Origin of the sequence: Variovorax sp. J22P240 (assembly GCF_030316855.1) — a bacterium.
GTDB lineage: Bacteria > Pseudomonadota > Gammaproteobacteria > Burkholderiales > Burkholderiaceae_C > Variovorax.
Genome location: NZ_JASZYR010000002.1, coordinates 586,059 through 605,386, shown reverse-complemented (window position 1 = coordinate 605,386; position 19,328 = coordinate 586,059). Strand labels below are relative to the sequence as shown.

At 67.3% G+C, this 19,328-nt stretch carries 18 protein-coding genes; 6 read left to right on the top strand and 12 right to left on the bottom strand.

The window, feature by feature from the left end; all coding sequences use genetic code 11:
* Positions 1-2: 2 nt before the first annotated feature.
* The 3 genes from QTI24_RS09820 to QTI24_RS09810 are packed head-to-tail and all read left to right on the top strand — an operon-like array spanning position 3 to position 1,888.
* Positions 3-965 (top strand): transglutaminase family protein, encoded by a 963-nt coding sequence (locus QTI24_RS09820; RefSeq protein ID WP_286600036.1) that lies wholly within the window; start codon positions 3-5, stop codon positions 963-965.
* Positions 962-1,420 carry a RidA family protein gene (locus QTI24_RS09815; RefSeq protein WP_286600034.1) on the top strand — a complete coding sequence of 153 codons (459 nt, stop codon included), beginning with the start codon at positions 962-964 and terminating at the stop codon, positions 1,418-1,420. Before QTI24_RS09820 ends, QTI24_RS09815 begins: the two co-directional genes overlap by 4 nt.
* A gap of 12 nt (positions 1,421-1,432) precedes the next feature.
* Positions 1,433-1,888 (top strand): Lrp/AsnC family transcriptional regulator, encoded by a 456-nt coding sequence (locus QTI24_RS09810; protein WP_286600033.1) that lies wholly within the window; start codon positions 1,433-1,435, stop codon positions 1,886-1,888.
* Positions 1,889-1,920: 32 nt separating this feature from the next.
* Here QTI24_RS09810 and QTI24_RS09805 read toward each other — a convergent pair whose 3' ends face one another.
* Positions 1,921-2,127 carry a DUF6494 family protein gene (locus QTI24_RS09805; protein WP_286600032.1) on the bottom strand — a complete coding sequence of 69 codons (207 nt, stop codon included), beginning with the start codon at positions 2,125-2,127 and terminating at the stop codon, positions 1,921-1,923.
* Positions 2,128-2,219: 92 nt separating this feature from the next.
* Between QTI24_RS09805 and amrB the strand changes: the two genes are divergently transcribed.
* Together amrB and amrS are read left to right on the top strand one after the other, a co-directional pair.
* Complete coding sequence (gene amrB / locus QTI24_RS09800; RefSeq protein WP_286600031.1) at positions 2,220-3,023, top strand: AmmeMemoRadiSam system protein B; 804 nt, start codon at positions 2,220-2,222, stop codon at positions 3,021-3,023.
* Positions 3,020-4,084, top strand: coding sequence for an AmmeMemoRadiSam system radical SAM enzyme (amrS, locus tag QTI24_RS09795; RefSeq protein ID WP_286600030.1), 1,065 nt, complete (start codon positions 3,020-3,022; stop codon positions 4,082-4,084). The genes amrB and amrS overlap by 4 nt, the downstream gene beginning before the upstream one ends.
* An 8-nt stretch (positions 4,085-4,092) precedes the next feature.
* Here the strand turns inward: amrS and amaB are convergent, their stop codons facing one another.
* The 10 genes from amaB to QTI24_RS09745 all read right to left on the bottom strand — a co-directional run bounded on the left by amaB (position 4,093) and on the right by QTI24_RS09745 (position 13,774).
* On the bottom strand, positions 4,093-5,598 hold the full coding sequence (gene amaB / locus QTI24_RS09790) for an L-piperidine-6-carboxylate dehydrogenase (RefSeq protein ID WP_286600028.1): 1,506 nt from the start codon (positions 5,596-5,598) through the stop codon (positions 4,093-4,095).
* Positions 5,595-6,791 carry a saccharopine dehydrogenase family protein gene (locus tag QTI24_RS09785; protein WP_286600026.1) on the bottom strand — a complete coding sequence of 399 codons (1,197 nt, stop codon included), beginning with the start codon at positions 6,789-6,791 and terminating at the stop codon, positions 5,595-5,597. Before QTI24_RS09785 ends, amaB begins: the two co-directional genes overlap by 4 nt.
* Positions 6,792-7,060: 269 nt before the next feature.
* Positions 7,061-8,083 carry a LacI family DNA-binding transcriptional regulator gene (locus QTI24_RS09780; protein ID WP_286600025.1) on the bottom strand — a complete coding sequence of 341 codons (1,023 nt, stop codon included), beginning with the start codon at positions 8,081-8,083 and terminating at the stop codon, positions 7,061-7,063.
* Between the two features lie 14 nt (positions 8,084-8,097).
* Positions 8,098-9,084: a 2-hydroxyacid dehydrogenase gene (locus QTI24_RS09775; RefSeq protein ID WP_286600023.1), complete on the bottom strand. Its 987-nt coding sequence runs from the start codon at positions 9,082-9,084 to the stop codon at positions 8,098-8,100.
* Positions 9,081-10,031 (bottom strand): sugar kinase, encoded by a 951-nt coding sequence (locus tag QTI24_RS09770; RefSeq protein ID WP_286600022.1) that lies wholly within the window; start codon positions 10,029-10,031, stop codon positions 9,081-9,083. Before QTI24_RS09770 ends, QTI24_RS09775 begins: the two co-directional genes overlap by 4 nt.
* Entirely contained in the window at positions 10,028-10,774 is a 747-nt protein-coding gene (locus tag QTI24_RS09765) for a sugar phosphate isomerase/epimerase family protein (RefSeq protein ID WP_286600020.1), read from the bottom strand. Before QTI24_RS09765 ends, QTI24_RS09770 begins: the two co-directional genes overlap by 4 nt.
* A 19-nt stretch (positions 10,775-10,793) precedes the next feature.
* Positions 10,794-11,573: an amino acid ABC transporter ATP-binding protein gene (locus QTI24_RS09760; RefSeq protein WP_286600018.1), complete on the bottom strand. Its 780-nt coding sequence runs from the start codon at positions 11,571-11,573 to the stop codon at positions 10,794-10,796.
* 25 nt (positions 11,574-11,598) lie between these two features.
* Positions 11,599-12,396 carry a transporter substrate-binding domain-containing protein gene (locus tag QTI24_RS09755; RefSeq protein ID WP_286600017.1) on the bottom strand — a complete coding sequence of 266 codons (798 nt, stop codon included), beginning with the start codon at positions 12,394-12,396 and terminating at the stop codon, positions 11,599-11,601.
* Between the two features lie 47 nt (positions 12,397-12,443).
* Positions 12,444-13,097 (bottom strand): amino acid ABC transporter permease, encoded by a 654-nt coding sequence (locus QTI24_RS09750; protein ID WP_286600015.1) that lies wholly within the window; start codon positions 13,095-13,097, stop codon positions 12,444-12,446.
* A gap of 5 nt (positions 13,098-13,102) precedes the next feature.
* A complete protein-coding gene (locus QTI24_RS09745; protein WP_286600014.1) occupies positions 13,103-13,774 on the bottom strand; it encodes an amino acid ABC transporter permease in 672 nt (223 codons plus the stop codon).
* 145 nt (positions 13,775-13,919) lie between these two features.
* Here QTI24_RS09745 and QTI24_RS09740 point away from each other — a divergent pair, with 145 nt between their 5' ends.
* Positions 13,920-15,623: a magnesium transporter CorA family protein gene (locus tag QTI24_RS09740; protein ID WP_286600012.1), complete on the top strand. Its 1,704-nt coding sequence runs from the start codon at positions 13,920-13,922 to the stop codon at positions 15,621-15,623.
* Between the two features lie 9 nt (positions 15,624-15,632).
* Here QTI24_RS09740 and QTI24_RS09735 read toward each other — a convergent pair whose 3' ends face one another.
* Entirely contained in the window at positions 15,633-19,112 is a 3,480-nt protein-coding gene (locus QTI24_RS09735) for a patatin-like phospholipase family protein (RefSeq protein WP_286600011.1), read from the bottom strand.
* Positions 19,113-19,328 lie beyond the last annotated feature (216 nt).

Sequence of the window (19,328 nt, the reverse complement as noted above, 5' to 3'; positions counted from 1 at the left end):
TCATGCTGCTTCACGTCACCCATTCCACGCGCTACGACTACACGCCGCCGGTCGAGACGGCGCAGCACCTGGCGCACCTGAAGCCGATGGATACGCTGTCTCAGCGTCTGGTGAGCCATGCGCTGAAGATCAGCCCCACACCCGCGCAGTGCAGCGAGGCGCCGGACGTCTACGGCAACGCGCGCGCCTTCTTCGCGCTCGAATCGACGCATGAGGAACTCGTCGTCACTGCAGAGAGCGTGGTCGACACCTCCCCGCCGGTGCTCTCGCCGGACGTGGCTCGCGAACTGCCGTGGGAAGAGGTGCGCGAGCGCTTCCGCTACGTCAAGGATTCGGCGTACGACCCGGCGTCGGACTTCGTCTTTCCCTCGCGCTACGTGCCGCGGCATGACGACTTCGCCGCGTACGCGCGCCCGAGCTTCGCGCCCGGCAGGCCGGCTTTCGACGTCGCGATGGATCTCACGCTGCGCATGTACCGCGACTTCGAGTACGACTCCGAGAGCACCGAGATCAGCACGCCGGCCATCGAGGCCCTGGCCCAGCGCAGGGGCGTCTGCCAGGACTTCGCGCACATCATGATCGCCTGTCTGCGCACGATGGGCCTGCCGGCACGCTACGTGAGCGGCTACCTGCTGACGCAACCGCCGCCCGGACGGCCTCGCCTGATCGGCGCCGACGCCTCGCACGCCTGGGTATCGGTGTACCTGCCCGGCGACGACGGTCCAGGCGCATGGGCCGACTTCGACCCGACCAACGGCCGTCAGCCGGGCGAGGACTACGTGACACTCGCCATCGGGCGGGACTATTCCGACGTGTCACCCATGCGCGGCGTGCTGCACGGCGGCGCCCGCCATACGCTGGATGTGAGCGTGACGGTGCGGCCGCTCGAAGAACTGCGCGAGGAAGCGGCGCGCATCGCGCAATCGCAATCGCAATCGCAAACCCAGAACGAGGAGCCCTCATGAGCGTCTACGACAAGCTTTCCAGCCTCGGCATCACCCTGCCGCCTGTCTCCGTACCGGTCGCGGCCTATGTGCCTTTCGTAAGGACTGGCAATCTGGTCTTTCTTTCGGGCCACATCGCCAAGAAGGACGGCAAGCCCTGGGTCGGCCAGTTCGGCGCCACGATGACAACGGACGAAGGCAAGCAGGCCGCACGCGCGATTGCCATCGATCTGCTGGGCACCCTGCATGCGGCGGTCGGTGACCTGAACAAGGTCAGGCGCATCGTCAAGCTCATGAGCCTGGTCAACTCGGTCGGCACCTTCACCGAGCAGCACCTCGTGACCAACGGCGCAAGCGAACTGTTCGCCGAGGTGTTCGGGAGCGAAAAAGGCGCCCACGCGCGCAGTGCCTTCGGCGTTGCGCAGAACCCGATGGGCGCCTGCGTCGAGATCGACCTCATCGCCGAAGTGGACTGAGGCCCGCCCTCGTTGGACGACACCGATCGCCACCTGCTGAGCCTGCTCCAGGCGAACGCCCGGGAGCCCGCCGCGCTGCTCGCGCGCAAGCTGGGGGTGGCGCGCACCACAGTCGTCGCCCGCATTGCCCGACTGGAACGCGATGGCGTGATTTCCGGCTATGGCGTGCGCCTCGGCCAGCGCCTCGAACAGGCCGCGGTGCGCGCCTATTGCGGCTTGAGCGTCGCGCCCAAGATGGGCAGTGCCGTCGTCCGGGCGCTGGAACGCCTGCCCGAAGTCGAGGAGTTGTCTGCCGTCAGCGGCCAGTACGACTACATGGTGTTCCTGCGCTGCGAGACCAACGAGCAACTCGACGCCCTGCTCGACCGGATCGGCCTGATCGAGGGCATCCAGCACACGCACACGTCGGTGGTGCTCAGCCGGAAGGTGGACCGACGCACCGCCGTCGCACCGCCGCCTGCCGCCTGAATCGGCGGGTCCCGACCGGCAGCCTTGCCGGCTCAGTCGAGGCGGATCTCTCCATCGAACTTGACCTTCAGATTCAGGGACGGAATCTCCAGCGTCATCGTCGCCGGCAGGTTCGCGTCGCCCTGGAGGGAGCCCGCCGCGATCGCCTTCGCCACGGCCTGCTCGATGTCGCGCTGCGAGCTGACACCCACCGTCTTGAGAAACTTCCTGATGCTGAGATTGAAGCTTTCTTCATTCATGGCGATCTCCGAAGACACGGGCTGCGGCGCAACCGGACAGGATTGATTTTCGACCCCGAAAGGTTCAAATTCAATGGCAGGAGTTCTGCCCCATGCCTGCCGTGCGCCACGCCGCTGTCGATGGCCTGTTCTACCCCGCCGCACCTGATGCGCTGCGGGAAGAGGTCGCAAATTGCCTGGACGGCGTCGTCGTCGAGGACCCGGCGCGACGCCGTCCGAAGCTGATCATCTCCCCTCATGCCGGCTACGAATACTGCGGCGCAGTGGCGGCGCACGCCTATGCCTTGCTCGCACGCAGGCGCGAGCCGGTCGTCCGCCGCGTCGTGCTGTTCGGGCCGGCCCACCGCGAATGGGTGTCCGGCCTTGCCGCGCCCGACGCGCAGAGCTTCGAGACGCCGCTGGGCCGGGTCCCGGTGGACCTCGCGGCGCTGGCAAGCCTGGGCGACCTGCCGCAAGTGGTTCGCAGCGACCGCGCGCACGAAAGGGAGCATTCGCTCGAAGTCCAGCTGCCCTTTCTGCAAAGCGTGCTCGGTCACTTCACGCTCGTGCCGCTGGTCGTCGGCAATGCCAGCGTGGAGGCAGTGGCACAGGTGTTGGAGCGGCTCTGGGGCGGCCCGGAGACGCTGATCGTGATCAGCTCCGACCTGTCGCACTACCTGCCTTACGAAAAGGCGCGGGCCATCGATCGCGCCACCGTGCAGCGCATCCTGGGATTCGATGCCGGACTCTCCCCGCACGAGGCTTGCGGATCGGCTGCCATCAATGGCGCGCTCCGGGCCGCGCGCCACCACGGCCTGGCGCCGCGCCTGCTCGACCTGCGCAACTCCGGAGACACCGCGGGCGACCGTGATCGCGTCGTCGGTTACGGGGCCATCGCATTCGAGGAGACCCCGTGACGCCCGGCCGCTGGTGGCACCAGCTCGACGACGGGCGCATCCAATGCGACCTGTGCCCGCGCGACTGCCGCCTGCACGAGGGCCAGCGCGGCATGTGCTTCGTGCGCCGGCGCGTCGGTGATGCGATGGCGCTGACGACTTACGGACGCAGCTCGGGCTTCTGCATCGACCCGATCGAGAAGAAGCCGCTCAACCACTTCTTCCCCGGCAGCAGTGTCCTGAGCTTCGGCACGGCGGGCTGCAACCTCGCCTGCAAGTTCTGCCAGAACTGGGACATCTCGAAGAGCCGCGAGCTGGACCGGCTGATGGACACGGCCTCGCCCGAACACATTGCCGAAGCAGCGCGCGAGAGCGGCGCTTCGAGCGTGGCCTTCACCTACAACGACCCCGTGATCTTTGCCGAATACGCCATGGATGCCGCCGACGCCTGCCACGCACTCGGGCTGTACAGCGTCGCCGTGACGGCGGGCTACATGCACGCCGCGCCCCGGCGAGAGTTCTACGCGCGGATGGACGCAGCCAACGTCGACCTCAAGGGATTCACGGAAGGGTTCTACTTCCAGCAGGCCGGCGCACACCTCGCGCCCGTGCTCGACACGCTGCAATACCTTCGCCACGAAACCGATTGCTGGTTCGAGATCACGACGCTGCTCATCCCCGGCCACAACGACAGCGATACCGAGATCGACGCGATGACGCGCTGGATCGCCGACCGCCTGGGGCCCCATGTGCCGCTGCACTTCAGCGCCTTCCATCCGGACTACCGGATGCTGGACGTGGCGCCGACGCCGCCGGCCACGCTGACGCGGGCGCGCGCCATCGCGCTAGGCAACGGCCTGCACCACGTCTACACGGGCAATGTGCATGACGTCGAAGGCGGGACCACCTTCTGCCCCGGCTGTCGCGCAGCGCTGGTGCGGCGCGACTGGTACGTCGTGCTCGATTGCGAACTCGATGCAAGCGCTACCTGCCCGCACTGCGGCACACCGATCGCGGGACGTTTCGGCGCCTTCACGCGCGGCTTCGGCCGGCGGCGGATTCCGGTGCGGCTCGCTGCGTAGTCCTCGGTTCAGCCGAACCGGATGCCCTGTGCCAATGGCAGCTCGGTCGAGAAGTTGATGGTGTTCGTCGTTCGCCGCATGTACTGCTTCCATGCATCGGACCCGCTCTCGCGGTCGCCGCCGGTTTCCTTCTCCCCGCCGAACGCACCGCCGATCTCCGCGCCGCTCGGACCGATATTGACGTTGGCCATGCCGCAATCCGAGCCGGCCGCCGAGATGAACCGCTCGACCTCGCGCAAGTCGTTCGAGAAGATGCACGACGACAAGCCTTGCGGAACGTCGTTGTGCATTGCAATCGCCTGATCGAGGTCGTCGTAGCCCAGCACATGGAGCAACGGGCCGAAGGTCTCGCGCCGCACCAGTTCCGTCTGCGCCGGCATGTCGGCGATGGCGGGGCGCACGTAGAAGGCTTCCGGGAAACGCTCGGCGAGCACGCGATCGCCGCCGGTCAGGATGCGGCCGCCCTGCGCCTCGACTTCGGCGATGGCGTGCCGCAAGGTGTCGAAGGCGGCCTCGTCGATCAGCGGGCCCACCAGGGTGCCCTCCTCCAGGGGATGGCCGATGCGCAGGCTCTCATAGGCCGCCAGCAGCTTCGCCAACAAGGCGTCCTTGACCGTGCGATGGACGATGAGCCGGCGCAGCGAAGTGCAACGCTGGCCCGCCGTGCCGACTGCGCTGAACAGGATCGCCCGCAAGGCCATGTCGAGATCGGCCGCCGGCGTGACGATCATCGCGTTGTTGCCGCCGAGTTCGAGAATGCGACGGCCGAATCGCGCGGCCACACGCGGGCCGACCTCTCGGCCCATGCGCGTCGAGCCAGTCGCGGACACCAGCGGAATGTCGGTGCTGTCGACCAGCGCCTGCGACTGGGCCGCGCCACCGATCACGATCTGCGCGAGCCCGTCCGGCGCGCGATCGCCGAAGCGCGCGATCGCGCGTTCCAGCGCCCTGAAGGTCGCGAGGCCGGACAGCGGCGCCTTCTCGGACGGCTTGAAGATGACGGGGTCGCCGCACACCAGCGCGATGGCCGCGTTCCACGCGAACACCGCGCTCGGAAAATTGAATGCCGTGATGACCGCCACCGGCCCCAGCGGGTGGTACTGCTCCATGATCCGGTGACCCGGACGCTCGGACACGATGGTCTTGCCGTAGAGCTGCCGCGACAGGCCGAGCGCGAACTCGCAGATGTCCACGCCCTCCTGCACCTCGCCCAGGCCCTCCTGGGCGATCTTGCCGACCTCCAGCGAGATGACCCTGCCGATATCGGCCTTGGATGTGCGCAGTTCCTCACCCCAGAGTCGCACCAGCTCGCCACGCGCTGGCGCCGGCACGTCGCGCCAGCGGCGGAAAGCGGCCTGCGAACGGGCGATCACGTCGGGCATAGACGCCACCGGCGTCTCGTGCAGACGGGCGAGTTCGGCGCCGTCGATGGCCGAGCGCACGCGCAAGGCGCCGCCCGAGCGTTCCGCCGCGGTGATGCTGCAGCGTTCGAAAACAGCTTGTACTTCGCTCATGCTTGTGGCTCCTTCCGGGTCCGGCGTCGTGCCTGAGGCGGCCAAGTATGTGCGAAGGTCTGGCTGCGAGACGGACTTGCGTGCCCGGAAGCTGCGCCCCCCTCACCCAGGTCCGCATAGCAACTGCCGACCCGTGTCGCGAGGAATGCCTCGAGCGCAACCTGTTCCTGCCCGACGAAGCCGCACGCGGGCAGCAGCCCATTGCGCAGCAGTTCGAACACACCCACCACGCCGGCGGCCGTCGCGAGTTCGATGGCAGTACGGTCCACGCCGCGCAGCCGCCCGCCATGGATGCGGGCCATGCGCGTCTCCTGCTCGAAACGGCCATGGCGCAGCCCCGATGCCGACGCGAAGACGATCACGACATCCTCCCGGCTGTGCGGCACCCCATGGTCGAGAACCTCCCTCAGCAGATCGCGACGCTCGATCAGCCGGAGGTCGTGCAGCAGCAGCGCCATGGCATCGCGGTGGCCGGGATAGCGCAGGGTCTTGTAGTCGAGGTTCTGCACACGGCCCGCGAGCGTCTCGCACAGCGTGCCGAGCCCGCCCGAGGTGTTGAAGGCTTCATAGCTTTCGCCGTCGAGCACCAGCGTCTCGAGGCCTTCGAGCGGTTGCACCGATACCGGATGGCCCTGCACGATGGCCGCGCACGGATGGCAGTACTCGTTGATGACGCCATCGATGCTCCACGTGAAGTTGTAGCGCAGACCGTTGGTCGCGTGGCGCGGCAGCGCGCCGACGCGCAGGTGCAGGTCGTACAGTTCGTCGAAGCGATCCGCCAGGTGGCCGCCCAGCATCCCGATCACGCCGGGCGCGAGCCCGCTCTGCGGCATCAGCACCGTGCGGGCGCCTTCTGCCATGGCGCGGATCGCGGTGGTGGCGGCGACATCCTCCGTCAGGTCGAGGTAGTGCACGCCGAGGGATCTGGCTGCCGCCGCGACGCCCGATGCGAGATAGAAAGGCAGCGCATTGATGACCACGTCATGGCCGACCAGTGCGGCGGCAAGCGCGGTGTCGTCCTCGACGTTGACGATGGTGCGCTGCACCAGGCGATCACCGGGCTCGTGCCGACGGTGCTCGCGGTCAGCGAGCGTGACGGGCAGCCGGTGGTACTCGGCCACCATGTCGGCGACCGTGCCGCCGACCTTGCCCGCGCCCAGAACGAGGACCTTGCGAATGTCGATCGGATTCATGGGGCACCTCCTTCGTACGCGACCATCGAGTTGAGGTCACTTTAGGAGGGCCTGCTGGCAGGGAGAAGCCGGCATTGCGTCGAAGGCACGCGCCGTTCGGGCGAAACGACGAGACAGACGCTCGAATGGTCAGCGTGCAAGCCGCACGAGAAAATCTTCAGCGTTGCAAAGCCGTTGCCATACGGCGCGTGCAGGCGTGAGACGCGAGTTCATCCAGAGCGGATCGCGCTGCGACGAGCTGGCCGGCTACTCGCGCGCCGCGAGCGATATCAGGCCGCGGCCGACGACCCGCGCACCACCAACTCGCCCGGGAGCAGCAATTGCCGCGCCGGGCCTTCGAGGCCGCGCAGGCGTTCGATGAGGCAGGTGGCCGCGGCGCGTCCGATGGCATCCGTCGGCTGCGCGACGGCAGTCAGGCCGGGGCCGATCAGCGGCGCCCACTCGGCGTCGTCGAAGCCGACGAAGCCGACGTCCGTCCCGAAGCTCAGGTCCAGGCGCGCCATGGCTGCGGCCACGCGCAGCGTGACCACCGCATTGCCCGCCAGCACGGCCACCCGGCGACCGCGCCTCGCGCGCTTGCGCAAGGCGCTCAATGCGGCGTCGAGGGCATCGCCATCGTCCCCCGTGCATTCGAAAACCTCGCCCGCCACCCGCGGCTCGTGCGCGGCCACGCAGGCGCCGAAAGCGGCCGTGCGCTCGCGCCGAGAGCTCACGCCCTTCAGCGGCTCGGTGATGTAGAGCAGCTCGCGATAACCGCCTTCGACGAGATGCCCGCAAGCCGTCTTCATCGCGGCGGTGTTGTCCAGCGAGACGAAGTCTGAGTGCATGCCGGCATGCATGCGGTCGACCAGCACGGCCGGCTTGCCGTGCAAGGCATCGGCATCGACAAGGCCACCGCGACCGAGCGTGTTGAGGATGAAGCCGTCGACCTGGTAGCCGGCGAGCGCATCGATGGCCTCGCGCTCACGGTCGACGTCGTTGCCGAGGTTGAACAACATGACCAGGTAGCCGGCCTCCTGGCAGGCCTTCTCGGCACCGCGTAGCACGGCAACCGAATAGGGGTTGGTGATGTCGGCCACGATCAGGCCGATCAGGCGCGAACGGCCATGGCTCAGTGCCTGCGCCATGGGGCTCGGCGTGTAGGCCAGTTGGGCCACCGCGGCTTCGACGCGCGCAGCGATGTCGGGGCTCAGCAGACGCTCGCGGTGATTGAGAAATCGCGAGACCGTGGCCTTCGACACGCCAGCAGCCTTGGCCACATCCGCAATGGTTGCGCGACCCGGGCGCTGCATGGGGCCTCTGGCGTTCAAGCGGAAGCCGTGTCGAAGACGGCCAACGGCTTCTCCCCGGCCAATGCGCGCAGCAGATTGGTGGTCGCCAGTTCGGCCATCGCATGGCGCGTCTCGTGCGTGGCCGAGCCGATGTGCGGCAGCGGCGTCACACGCGGATGCGTACGCAGCGGCGATGCCGCGGGAAGCGGCTCGGTCGCAAAGACGTCGAGGCCCGCCGCACGCAGCGTGCCCTGGTCGAGCGCTGCGAGCAGCGCGTCTTCCTGCACCGTGGCGCCGCGGCCGCCGTTGATGAAAATCGCGCCCGGCTTCATCGCGCCGAACACCTTCGCGTCGATCATCCCGCGCGTGCTGTCCGACAGCGGCAGCATCGCGACGACGATGTCGGAACGTGCGAGCAGTTCATCGAGCGGCGTGTGCGTTGCGCGCCCCTGCAGTTCCGGCGCCTGCGTCGCGAAATCGACCGGCCGCCGCGCGTGGTAGAGCACCGGCATGCCGAAGCCGAGCGCGGCGCGGCGAGCAATCGCCTGGCCAATGCGTCCGAAGCCCAGCAAGCCCACCGTCTTGCCATGGACGTCGAAGCCGAACAGCTCCTCGCCGACGTTCTGGGTCCACCGGCCCTCGCGAACGAGGGTCGCCAGTTCGACCACGCGGCGGCTGGTCGCCATGAGCAGTGCGAAGACGGTGTCCGCCACCGTCTCGTCGAGCACACCGGGCGTGTGGCACAGCGTGATGCCGCGCGCATGCAGCGCTGACAGCGCGTAGTTGTCGACGCCGACCGACACGCTGGAAACCACTTCGAGCTGCGGTGCGCGCGCGAGCAGCGCGTCGTCGATGGGGAAGCTCGAGCCGATCAGGCCATGGGCCGTGGTCAAGGCCGCATCGAAAGCGGGGCGCTGCGCGGCCACACGCGGATTCGCGACGATGACCTCATGCGCCGCCTGCAAGCGCGCCAGTTGGTCGTCCGGGAGTTCGCGGAATACGAGGATGTTCTTGCGCGTCATAGCCGGGCCTCCTCGAGCTGCGCCCGCGTCGGCAGGCCTTCCGTGTCGCCGAGCACCTGCACGGCGCGCGCGCCGATCCAGGCGCCGCGCCGCACGGCATCGGGCACCGACCTGCCTTCGAGCAACGCGCTCACCACGCCCGCCGCGAAGCCATCGCCGGCGCCCACGGTATCGACGATCTCCTTGACCGGGAAGCCTTCGACGCGCCCCGTGCCGGCGACATCACTGTCGTAGTAGGCGCCCTCGGCGCCGAGCTTCACGACCACCAGCTTCGCGCCGCGTTGCCGATAGAAATGCGCGATGCCTTCCGGTGTGCTCTCGCCAGTGAGGAGCAGGCCTTCTTCCATGCCCGGCAGCACCCAGTCAGCGCGGGCCGCGAGGTCGTTGATCGCATTGCGCATGACCTCGGTCGAAGCCCACAGCGTCGGCCGCAGGTTAGGGTCGAAGGAGATCGTGCGGCCGGCCTGGCGCATCACCTCCATGCTCTTGATCGCGGCTTGCAGGCTGGTGCTGGAGATGGCCGCGAACACGCCGGTCGCGTGCAGATGCCGTGCGGAGCGCAGCCAGGCTTCGTCGATATCGGCCGGGCCCATCTGGCTCGCAGCCGATCCCTTGCGGTGGTATTCGACCGGCGGATCGCTGCCATCCGTCACGCGGCCCTTGAACTGGAAGCCGGTGCGCTGCGTCGCATCGGTGGTCACATGGGAACAGTCGATGCCCTCGCCCTGCATGGTGGCGAGCAGCGCGCGGCCCATCGAGTCGGTGCCGAGCCGGCTGGCCCAGCCGACCTTCAGGCCCAGGCGCGACAGGCCGATCGCCACGTTCGTCTCGGCGCCGGCCGTTCGCTTGTGGAAGGCGGTTGCGTTCTCGATCGGGCCCGGCTGGTCGGCCACCAGCAACAGCATGGCTTCGCCGAACAGCGCGACATCGAAGGAAGTGTTTGTCATGATGTGCCTCGCAAAGAGCGGATGCGCGCGATCTGCTCGCGTGTGACGGCCAACAGGTCGTCGCCGATCAGGGGATATTCGATGGCATGCGGCACATCGGCCGGCAACGCGCGCAACACGGCGCGCCAGGGCGCCACCGAGTCGGCGAGCGGCACCGCCACCCACTTGGCCGGCAATCGCTGCGCGCCCTTGCAATGCACGTAGCGCACGCGGCGGCCCAGCGCCTGCGCGGCCTGCAACGGGCATTCGCCGACCCAGTGCCAGTTGCCCATGTCGAAGGTCATGCCCAGGTCGAGCCCCGCATGGTCGGCAGCGTCGAAGAAAGCCTGCAACGCGGGCAGCGTGCCGGCGGATACGGTCTGGTCGTTCTCGATCACCAGTTCGACGCGGGTTTCAGCGAGCTGCACCTTGAGGCCCCACAGCGAGCCGTGCGACGACGGACCGAAGTCGCCGATCGACATCTTCAGCCGCTTGGCGCCGAGCGTGCTCGCCGCCGCGATGCCGCGGCCGAGCGCAGCACTGTCGAGCCAGCCGCCTTCGGCCCAGAGACCTTCCGGGCTGGAATAGACGGAAGCGAGCCCGGCCAATGCAGGGAGCTCGGTCGCCGGATCGCGCAACAACTCGCCGCGCACTTCGACACTGTCGGCGCCGGCAGCCTTGGCAAGCTGCGAACACCACAACTGGCCGTGGCGCCCCGTTTCTGCGGCCCCGAACGATGAGAGAGAAATCAATACCTGCGTCATGTCGTTGGGGATAGATTCGTCAATGCGCTTGATGCGAGCTCAAGATTTGACCGAGGAACTGGCGCGTCTTCTCGTGCTTCGGGCTGCCGAAGAAGTCCGCAGGCGGACCCTGCTCCACGATCTTGCCGTCGGCCATGAAGATCACGCGGTCGGCCACGCTGCGCGCGAAGCCCATCTCGTGCGTGACGCACAGCATGGTCATGCCGTCCTCGGCGAGGCCGATCATGGTGTCCAGCACCTCCTTGACCATCTCCGGGTCGAGCGCCGAAGTCGGCTCGTCGAACAGCATGATCTTCGGCGACATGCACAACGCCCGCGCGATCGCCACGCGCTGCTGCTGGCCGCCTGAGAGCTGGCTCGGATACTTGTGCGCCTGCTCGGGAATGCGCACGCGCGTGAGGTACTTCATCGCCACCTCTTCCGCCTGCGCCTTGTTCATGCCGCGCGAGCGCATCGGCGCCAGCGTGCAGTTCTGCAGGATGGTGAGGTGCGGGAACAGGTTGAACTGCTGGAACACCATGCCAACCTCGGCGCGCACGGCATCGACGTTCTTGCCGCCGGCCGTGAGCTCGATGCCGTCGACCACGATGCGGCCCTTCTGCACCGTCTCGAGACGGTTGATGCAGCGGATCAGCGTCGACTTGCCCGAGCCCGACGGCCCACAGATCACGATGCGCTCGCCGGTGCGCACCGAGAGGTCGATGTCGGTCAGCACCTGGAAGGTGCCGTACCACTTGTTCACCGCCTCCATCTGGATGATGGATTCGGTGCCCGCGTGCGTCGTGACTGCGTCGGTCATGGGTGTTCCCTGAAGGCTCTTGCGCTTACTGCAGCTTCGGCAGGTCCGTCTGCAGCCACTTCTGGTAGAGCTTGTTCAGTTCGCCATTCGCGGTGTTCTTGACGATGAACTCATTCACGTTCTTGAGCAGGTCGTCCTGGCCCGGGCGCATCGCGATGCCCATGTTCTGCTGGACCAGCGTGAACTTGTTTTCGAAGGTGTTGGCCGGCACGCGCTTGGCGATCTGCGCGGCGACGGTGGTCGAGGCACCGATCGCATCGACCTGCCCCGACATCAGCGCCTGCATGGCAGATGCGTCGTCGTCGAAGCGGCGAATCTCGGTGCCTTCGGGTGCGGCCTTGGTCACGGCCACGTCCTGCGTGCTGGCGCGGGCCACGCCCACGCGCACGCCCTTCAGATCGGCAGCGCTCTTGATCGGCGCGCTGGTCTTGCCGTACAGCACGATGGTCGCGGCCGCATAGGGCTGCGAGAACTGCACCTGCTTCGCGCGCTCCGGCGTCACCGCCAGCGAAGCCACCAGCAGGTCGACCTTGTTGGTCAGCAGGAAGGGAATGCGGTTCGGGCCCGTGACCGGCACGATGTTGGCCTTCACGCCCCAGTCCTTGGCCAGCAGCTTGGCGACGTCGGCGTCGTAGCCGTCGGGCTGGTTTTTCGCATCGGTGGTGCCGTAGGGCGGGAAGTCGACCAGCATGCCGATGGTGATTTCACCCTTCTTCTTGATGTCGGCCACGCTCTGTGCGGATGCGAAGGGGGCGAACGCGGTCAGCGCGGCGCCGAGGCCCAGGGCTGCGATGGCAGCGCGACGGGTGGTGAAACGGATCATGTCGAGGTCTCCTGAAGTTGAGGACTGAAGTCGAAAAGGGGAAGGAATCAGCGCGCCAGGGCTCTGGCGCGCTTGCGCTCCATGCGCGCCGCCAGCAGCGACAGCGGCCAGCAGATGACGAAATAGAGCGCAGCCACCGTCGTGAAGACGTGCAGCGGCTGGAAGGTCGCGTTGTTGATGATCTGCCCGGCGCGGGTGATCTCGGTGAAGCCGATGATGGCCGCGAGAGAGGTGCCCTTGATGATCTGCACCACGTAGCCCACGGTCGGCGGCAGCGCGATCTTGAAGGCCTGCGGCAGCACCACGTCGCGCATGCGCGAGGCGTAGCTGAGATTGAGCGCCTGCGCAGCTTCCCATTGGCCGCGCGGGATGGCTTCGATGCAGCCGCGCCAGATCTCGCCGAGGAAGGCAGCGCTGTTGAGCACCAGCGCCACGCCCGCCGCGATCCACGGATTGATGTCGAGGCCGAACACCGGCGCGCCGAAGAAGATCAGGAACAGCTGCAGCAGCAGCGGCGTACCCTGGAAGATCTGGATGAAGCCAGTCGACAGCACGCGCGCCGTCTTGCTCTCGGAGGTGCGGGCAAGCGCAACGACCAGCCCCAGGATCGCGCCGCCGATGAAGGCGATGAGCGACAGTGCCAGCGTCCACTGGGCCGCTTCGAGGATGAACAGGAATTCGGGAAAGCCGAAGGTACGCATGGTGTTCAGCGCCGATCCGGATAGTTGAGCGTGCGCTTGTAGATCAGCTTGAACAGCGCCGAGAAAGTCAGCGCCAGTGCCAGATAGATGCACGCGACCACGATGTAGATCTCGAAGCTGCGGAAGGTCTGCGACTGCAGATTGGCCGCGACCGAGGTGAGGTCATCGGCGGAGATCACCGACACCACTGCCGAACTCAGCATCAGCAGGATGAACTGACTCGTGAGCGCCGGGTAGATGGCCTTGAGCGCGGGCTTGATGACCACGAAGCGGAAGATCTCCCAGGGCTTTAGGTTGAGCGCCCTGCCCGCTTCGATCTGGCCCTTGGGAATGGACTCGATGCCGGCGCGGACGATCTCCGCCGCGTAGGCGCCGAGGTTCACCACCATCGCCGTGAGCGCCGCCGTGTAGGGCGACCAGCGCAGCCCGATGGCCGGCAGCGCGAAGAAAAAGAAGAACAGCTGCACCAGGAAGGGCGTGTTGCGGATGACCTCGATGTACGCGTTGACGATGAAGCGCAGCCAGGCTGGCCCCGAGGTCTTGCCCCAGGCGCAAAAGATGGCCACCACCAGCCCCAGCAGCGTGGCAACGAGCGAGAGCTGGATCGTGATCCAGGTGCCCTTCAGCAGCAGCGGCCATGCGGCGAAGACGGCGTCGAACTGGAATTGGTAATTCACGGGTGACGATGACTCGGATGGGGATTCGGATTGGTGCGCCGCGCTTCGGAAGCACTTCATTGCGGGGCGATTCAGTATATGTGAAACCGGTTTCAGCACCACCCTAGGGATTCCCCTAGTCACCCGGCGTGCCTACACTGGAGCGATGCTGATCACCGACACGTCCGACGCAAAGACACAGCTTGCGGCCGCGGCGCCCGCGCCCGCGGTGCATCACCTGCGCCAGACCTTGCTGTGGCCGCTGCGCCTGATGCCGACGGCCCATCCGCGGCACGCGCATCGCGGCCCCTGGCAAGTGCTGCGCGACCTCGGAGATGCATCGCCGTGGCGCGAGGAGATCGATGAATACACCGGCAGCAGCGACCGCTTTCACGAGCGCCACTACAACGAGTTCGTCAGCTTCCTTCCCTACGTGCAGCGCTTCCTCTACGGCGATGGCCGCAAGGATCGGCAGGCCGGCACCGATTTCGGAAGCGATTCACCCATGCGCGTATTCCGGCGCAGCGACGTCGCGGCGGTGCGTGTGGTGGCGCGGCCCGGCGATGCACCCATCACGCTGCAGATGGTCCATGTCGACCTGTACTTCTTCTTTGATGTCGACGTGGTGCTGCTCAACGTCGAGGTGGGCGCCGACGACCTGAGCCTGCCGCAGGCGCAGGAGATCCTCTACCGCTTCGGCCGTGCGTATCCTGGCGGCTGGGACGCGCACGGCCAGGCGCTGCATTGCATGAGCAGCGTCGAGTGGCTGGCGGCCGACGGCAGCGTGTTGTCGAGTTCCGACGCGCAGCAGCGCGAGGCCTTCATGTCGCATGTGGCCGAGCACCGCGCGCCGCGCATTGCGGCCCACTGGGCGTGGCTGATGCGCCCGCTCGTGAGCGACCATTCGGACGAGCCGGGCGCACTGCGCTTCCGCCAAATCGAGTACTACCGCATGCCCGTGATGGCCTACCTCGCACTCGACGATCCTCGCGGCCTGTCGCGGGCGGACTTCGTGCGGCTGGCCCTGGTCAGCGGTGCTGCGGACCCAGTCGTCTCCGGCGCGGGACCCCTGCCCTTCGCCGAGGACAGCATGGTCGACTTCGAGCAGCGCTACTGCTACGACCGCTTCTGGGTCAACGCGGGTGCAGCGCCCAACACGCGCTACCTGTGCAACGGCCGTGCGCTGATCGTCATCGGCGACGCACACGCCGAGTTCTTCTGCTGCCGCGACCGCGGCGTGCTGGCGCAGTTCCGGCACCAGCACTTCCTGCTCTTTCTCATCGCGCACTTCCAGAAGGCTGCGCTGCTGATGTATTCGGATCGCCTCGTCGAAGCACTGCGCAGCCTCGACATTCACGACGTCGCGAGCGTCAAGCGCTTCAAGCGCGCAATCCGGGCCAGCTTCGAAGGCTTCCTTCGCTTCACGCACCGCTACTGGTTCCACGAGATTTCCGAACAGGCGCAGGTGCGCGCGCTGTCGCACCTGTGCACCACGCACCTCGGCCTCGATCCGCTCTACGAGGAGGTCAAGGAGCGCATCGCCGACATGAACACATACCTCGATGCCGACAGCCTCCGCCGGCAGGCCAACACGGTGGTACGTCTGACAGTGGTCACGCTGTTCGGCCTGATCGGCACCATCACGACCGGCTTCCTCGGCATGAATCTGCTTGCCGAAGCCGATTCGCCCTTGTGGAAAAAGCTGCTCTGGTTCGGCGCGATCCTCGCGTTCACGACCTGGCTCACGGTCTACACCATGGTCAAGTCGAAGCGGCTGTCGGACTTCATCGATGCGCTGTCCGATGAGCGTCACACGCTGCGTACCAAGCTGGGCGTGCTGGCGAGAGTCTGGCGGCCCGGGTCGGACTAGGGCCGTTCTCTAGGGCCTCGGCAGCCACACTTCGATCGCCCCGGGATCCGACTTGATCGCGCGCGGCAGCATCTTGATGGCCCAGGGCTGCCCGGTCGGCGTGGGGGCGGTCTGGACCAGGGCCTGCGCACAGGCCCGCGATGATTCTTCGCGGATGACCACGGTCGGAGCCGGATGGCCCACGGGTGGCGCCCGGCCCTGGCGACGCGAGGTACTGAGCACGTCCTCGATCGGCGGCACGGAGGCACCCAGTTCGCGCCACGGCCCGCGCCATGAGCGCGCCTTGTCGCGGAACGCGGTGCCGTAGGTCTGGATGTAGACGACGGCGCCTTCGCAGACGTCGGGCGGGATCGGCGCCGGCGTGCCCGCCGAACCGGCTGAACCGGCCGAGGGGGCATAGGGCGGCGGCGCGGCCGCCACCCGAGTCTCGCCGCGCCACCCCGTCACGAGGTCGCGCGCCCGCACCGCAATGGCAAAGGGCTCGGGCAGGATGCCGCTGCAGTTCTGCTTCGACCCCGTCTGCCCTGTGTAATCGCGTGCCCAATAGCGCGGCGCGCACGGCTGGGCCGGTGGAGGCTGCAGGCAGTCGATACCGTTGCCCGGGTCGAGAAGGCGGGCGCAGGCCGGTGCACGCTGCTCCGGGGCTTCGTTCGCACAGGCCTGCTTGGCGTCGTCGACGATGCGCACCGACAGGCGGAAGTTCGCCATGAAGTTGTCGCTGCCCTCGCGGCACAGCAAATCGCCGGTGCGCAGCAGCTCGGCCGCCAAAAGGGCTGGCGCGTCGCCGCCACCCGTCCCGTTGCCCAGGTGCGCCCAGCGTTCGGTGAGATCCTTGAAGGCGCTGTTCTCCGAACGCTCCGCCTCCGCGCGCTGTGCGCGCCAGCTGTCGATGCCCTGCCAGGCCGCCACACCGAAGGTCGCCGCAGTGCCGATGCCGATCGACGCCGTGACTGCGCCGGCCTTCAGCACCCGCGCCTGGAGGCGGCTCATGGAGCCCACCGCGGCTGCGGCGGCGCTGTCCTTGTCACCGGGCTTCGCCGCTTGCGCGATCGCGTTCGGTTGGCCGTCGTCGGGCACGAACAGGCCCGGCGCGCCCAACGCGACGTGCTCCAGCATCTCTTCCTCGAGCCGATCGCCGATCTCGGCGCCGAGGCGGAAGTAACTCTCCCATTGCGCTTCGTCGAAGAATTGGTCGGTGGTCGGCTGCTGCGGAAACAGCGGATTGGCCGCCTTGAAGTTCACGAGATCCACAGGCAACGCGGCCGAGACATTCGGCTTGACCAACACGATCTGGCCCGTGGCGCCGCTCGCGTAGCGCACATGCGCCAGCGCAAGGCACGCCTGGCTGCTCGGCGATGCGAGGTCGTTGAGCGAGCCGAAGGAAGCGAGGTGCGTCCAATCGGCACCCGGCCGCGGCTTCATGAAAGTGATCTCCGCGTTGAGGTCGATGCGCGCGCGGCGGATGAGGATTTCCAAGTCGCAGAAGCGATAGTCCGGATCGGCGCCGCAGTCGGCAATGACGATCAACGCCGCCTCCTGCCGCAGCAGTGCGTACGCACCGGTGTTCTCGAAATGGCCGCCGTCGCTCAGGTACCAGTTCGCGGAACTGCTGCCCGGAAACGCACCGAAGCACTCGAGCAGCATGAAGCGTGTCTTCATCAACAGCGGGCTCGCGTGCACGACGGCGCCCCGCTGAACGATGCCGGCGTCCGAACTGTTCCACCAATAGCCGAGCCGCAGACCCGCAAAGACGGACAGCGCCGAGATGCCGCGCTTGGTCAGCCGGCCGAGGCCGGGCGCAAAGGCCGCACCCGAGATCGCGGTCCAGGCGCCGAGCGTGAGCGCACCGTCGCCATGGGCCTGCGCCCATGGCGCGCCGGCTGCCTGCATCCAGCCGCACGGCCCGATCGTGAGCGGCAGGCTCTTGCGGTCGCGATTGAACAGCTTGTCCTTGGTGCCGTGCGTCTGGTTGATGCAGACGTTCGCAAAGTGGACCAGCCCGCCATGGGACTGCGGCGTGTAGTGGAGCTGCGAGATGTCGTCGTGCGAATCGACCTCGCCGACTGGCACCTGCGGCGGCTCCAGGCCCGAGACCTTGTCCGTCGGGCTCGCGCCGAGCCGGCGCGCATTGGCCGCGCCAAGATAGCCCCGCACGATGCGCGCCTTGTAGAACATGTGCAGCGACGAGACATTGAGAAATGCGAAATTGCGCCCCGTCACCAGTGCATAGGTGCCGATGATCACGGCGATGGTGCCCAGCCACGCCCAGCCGCGCATGAAGTCCAGCCCCGCGGGCGTGAAGACGGGCAGCAGCGCGACCGAATACACCACGCTCACCCACCATGCCGCGAGACAGAATGCCAGCACCAGGCCCAGCAGGCTCGCGAGCGACATCACCAGGGTCTTGCCGATGCCGGGTATCTCCTGCCTGTGAGCGAGCAGCATCGGCAGCACGCCCCGCAGCGCTGCCGCAACAACCAGCAGGACCGCACCGTAGGAGATGGACTGCCGCGGCGTCTCTGCCGCCAGCCACCATGCGCTGCGATCGAGCAGGCCGAGCATCACGATCAAGAGCGCCGTGTTGAGCACCGACGCCAGCCAATCCGTCAACTCGTTGCGCAGTTCGGCCGCCGATCGCACCCGGCTTCGGTACAACACCCACAGCAAGGCGACGACCCAGCACAGCGCAAAGACCTCGAAGGCCGGAGCCAGCCAGGGCGGCCCGCTGTAGCGCTGCAGCAGTGGCGGACCGATCCAGCAGGCGCCAAGGCCGAGCGCCACCCACATGGCCACTTGAAGCAGCATCGAAGAGGTCGACGGCTTGTCGCGCACCGACCAGTAGGCGCACGCCAGGACGATCGACGCGATGAAAGGCCCGACGAGCGTGAACCACAAGGTCGGCCACTGTGTCGCCCATTCGACCAGCAGGCGCACGTACTGCACGCTGGTCAGCGCGCTCACGCTGTTCGGGTTGTCGGGCGAAATGCTGTTGAGGTCCACCGCCCTGAACACCGCGTCCCACAGCAGCAGGTTAGTCGCTGCGAGCACGATGCCGATCAGGCTGGCAGCGATCGCGAGTTCGATGTGCGTGCCGAGCAGGTTGCGCAGGTAGAGCGCGGCTGCGAAGAGCGTGTCGCGCATGCCGCCCGGAATGAGATAGCGGCCATTGCCGCGAAGCCACCAGCCGAAGCGCGCGCGATCGACGTCGCCCAGTGCGCGCTCGATCTCGCGCACGTCATCGGCCGACTTCGCGTTGGTGCAGAGCCGACCCAGCATCGCGCCGATGTAGCCACCGCCGGAGACTGTCGACATCAGGTCGAACTTGAGCAACTGCCGGTGCGCCGCCAGCGACTTGAGCAGGCCCAGGCAGAAGGTGGCGCTGCGGATGCCGCCGCCCGACAGCGCCAGGCCCCAGGCCCGACGGCCGTCATCAGCGCCATGAAGTGCATGGCGACGCTCGGCAACCAGCTTCTGGATGGTTTCGTCCATGCGGGTCCTCGTCGTTCGGCCCCAATATTTCATGCTTGCCGCAACGCATCAATGGAGCGAACGGTCTATGCCGGACCGCAGTGCCGCATTGGTTAAGCTCGCGCGGCATCGATCCGATATCGCCTCCGGGAGCCACATCCTCATGACGACAAACGCCGCACCCGTAACGCCGGCATCCACTTCGCAGCCTTCACATCCAGGGCTGCGCCAGTGGTG

Bases quoted from the DNA above. Each gene is read 5' to 3' on its own strand.
- QTI24_RS09820 (WP_286600036.1), top strand. From the start codon at position 3: ATGCTGCTTCACGTCACCCATTCCACGCGCTACGACTACACGCCGCCG.
- QTI24_RS09815 (WP_286600034.1), top strand. From the start codon at position 962: ATGAGCGTCTACGACAAGCTTTCCAGCCTCGGCATCACCCTGCCGCCT.
- QTI24_RS09805 (WP_286600032.1), bottom strand. From the start codon at position 2,127: ATGAATGAAGAAAGCTTCAATCTCAGCATCAGGAAGTTTCTCAAGACG.
- amrB (WP_286600031.1), top strand. From the start codon at position 2,220: ATGCCTGCCGTGCGCCACGCCGCTGTCGATGGCCTGTTCTACCCCGCC.
- amaB (WP_286600028.1), bottom strand. From the start codon at position 5,598: ATGAGCGAAGTACAAGCTGTTTTCGAACGCTGCAGCATCACCGCGGCG.
- QTI24_RS09785 (WP_286600026.1), bottom strand. From the start codon at position 6,791: ATGAATCCGATCGACATTCGCAAGGTCCTCGTTCTGGGCGCGGGCAAG.
- QTI24_RS09780 (WP_286600025.1), bottom strand. From the start codon at position 8,083: ATGCAGCGCCCGGGTCGCGCAACCATTGCGGATGTGGCCAAGGCTGCT.
- QTI24_RS09775 (WP_286600023.1), bottom strand. From the start codon at position 9,084: ATGACGCGCAAGAACATCCTCGTATTCCGCGAACTCCCGGACGACCAA.
- QTI24_RS09770 (WP_286600022.1), bottom strand. From the start codon at position 10,031: ATGACAAACACTTCCTTCGATGTCGCGCTGTTCGGCGAAGCCATGCTG.
- QTI24_RS09765 (WP_286600020.1), bottom strand. From the start codon at position 10,774: ATGACGCAGGTATTGATTTCTCTCTCATCGTTCGGGGCCGCAGAAACG.
- QTI24_RS09760 (WP_286600018.1), bottom strand. From the start codon at position 11,573: ATGACCGACGCAGTCACGACGCACGCGGGCACCGAATCCATCATCCAG.
- QTI24_RS09755 (WP_286600017.1), bottom strand. From the start codon at position 12,396: ATGATCCGTTTCACCACCCGTCGCGCTGCCATCGCAGCCCTGGGCCTC.
- QTI24_RS09750 (WP_286600015.1), bottom strand. From the start codon at position 13,097: ATGCGTACCTTCGGCTTTCCCGAATTCCTGTTCATCCTCGAAGCGGCC.
- QTI24_RS09740 (WP_286600012.1), top strand. From the start codon at position 13,920: ATGCTGATCACCGACACGTCCGACGCAAAGACACAGCTTGCGGCCGCG.
- QTI24_RS09735 (WP_286600011.1), bottom strand. From the start codon at position 19,112: ATGGACGAAACCATCCAGAAGCTGGTTGCCGAGCGTCGCCATGCACTT.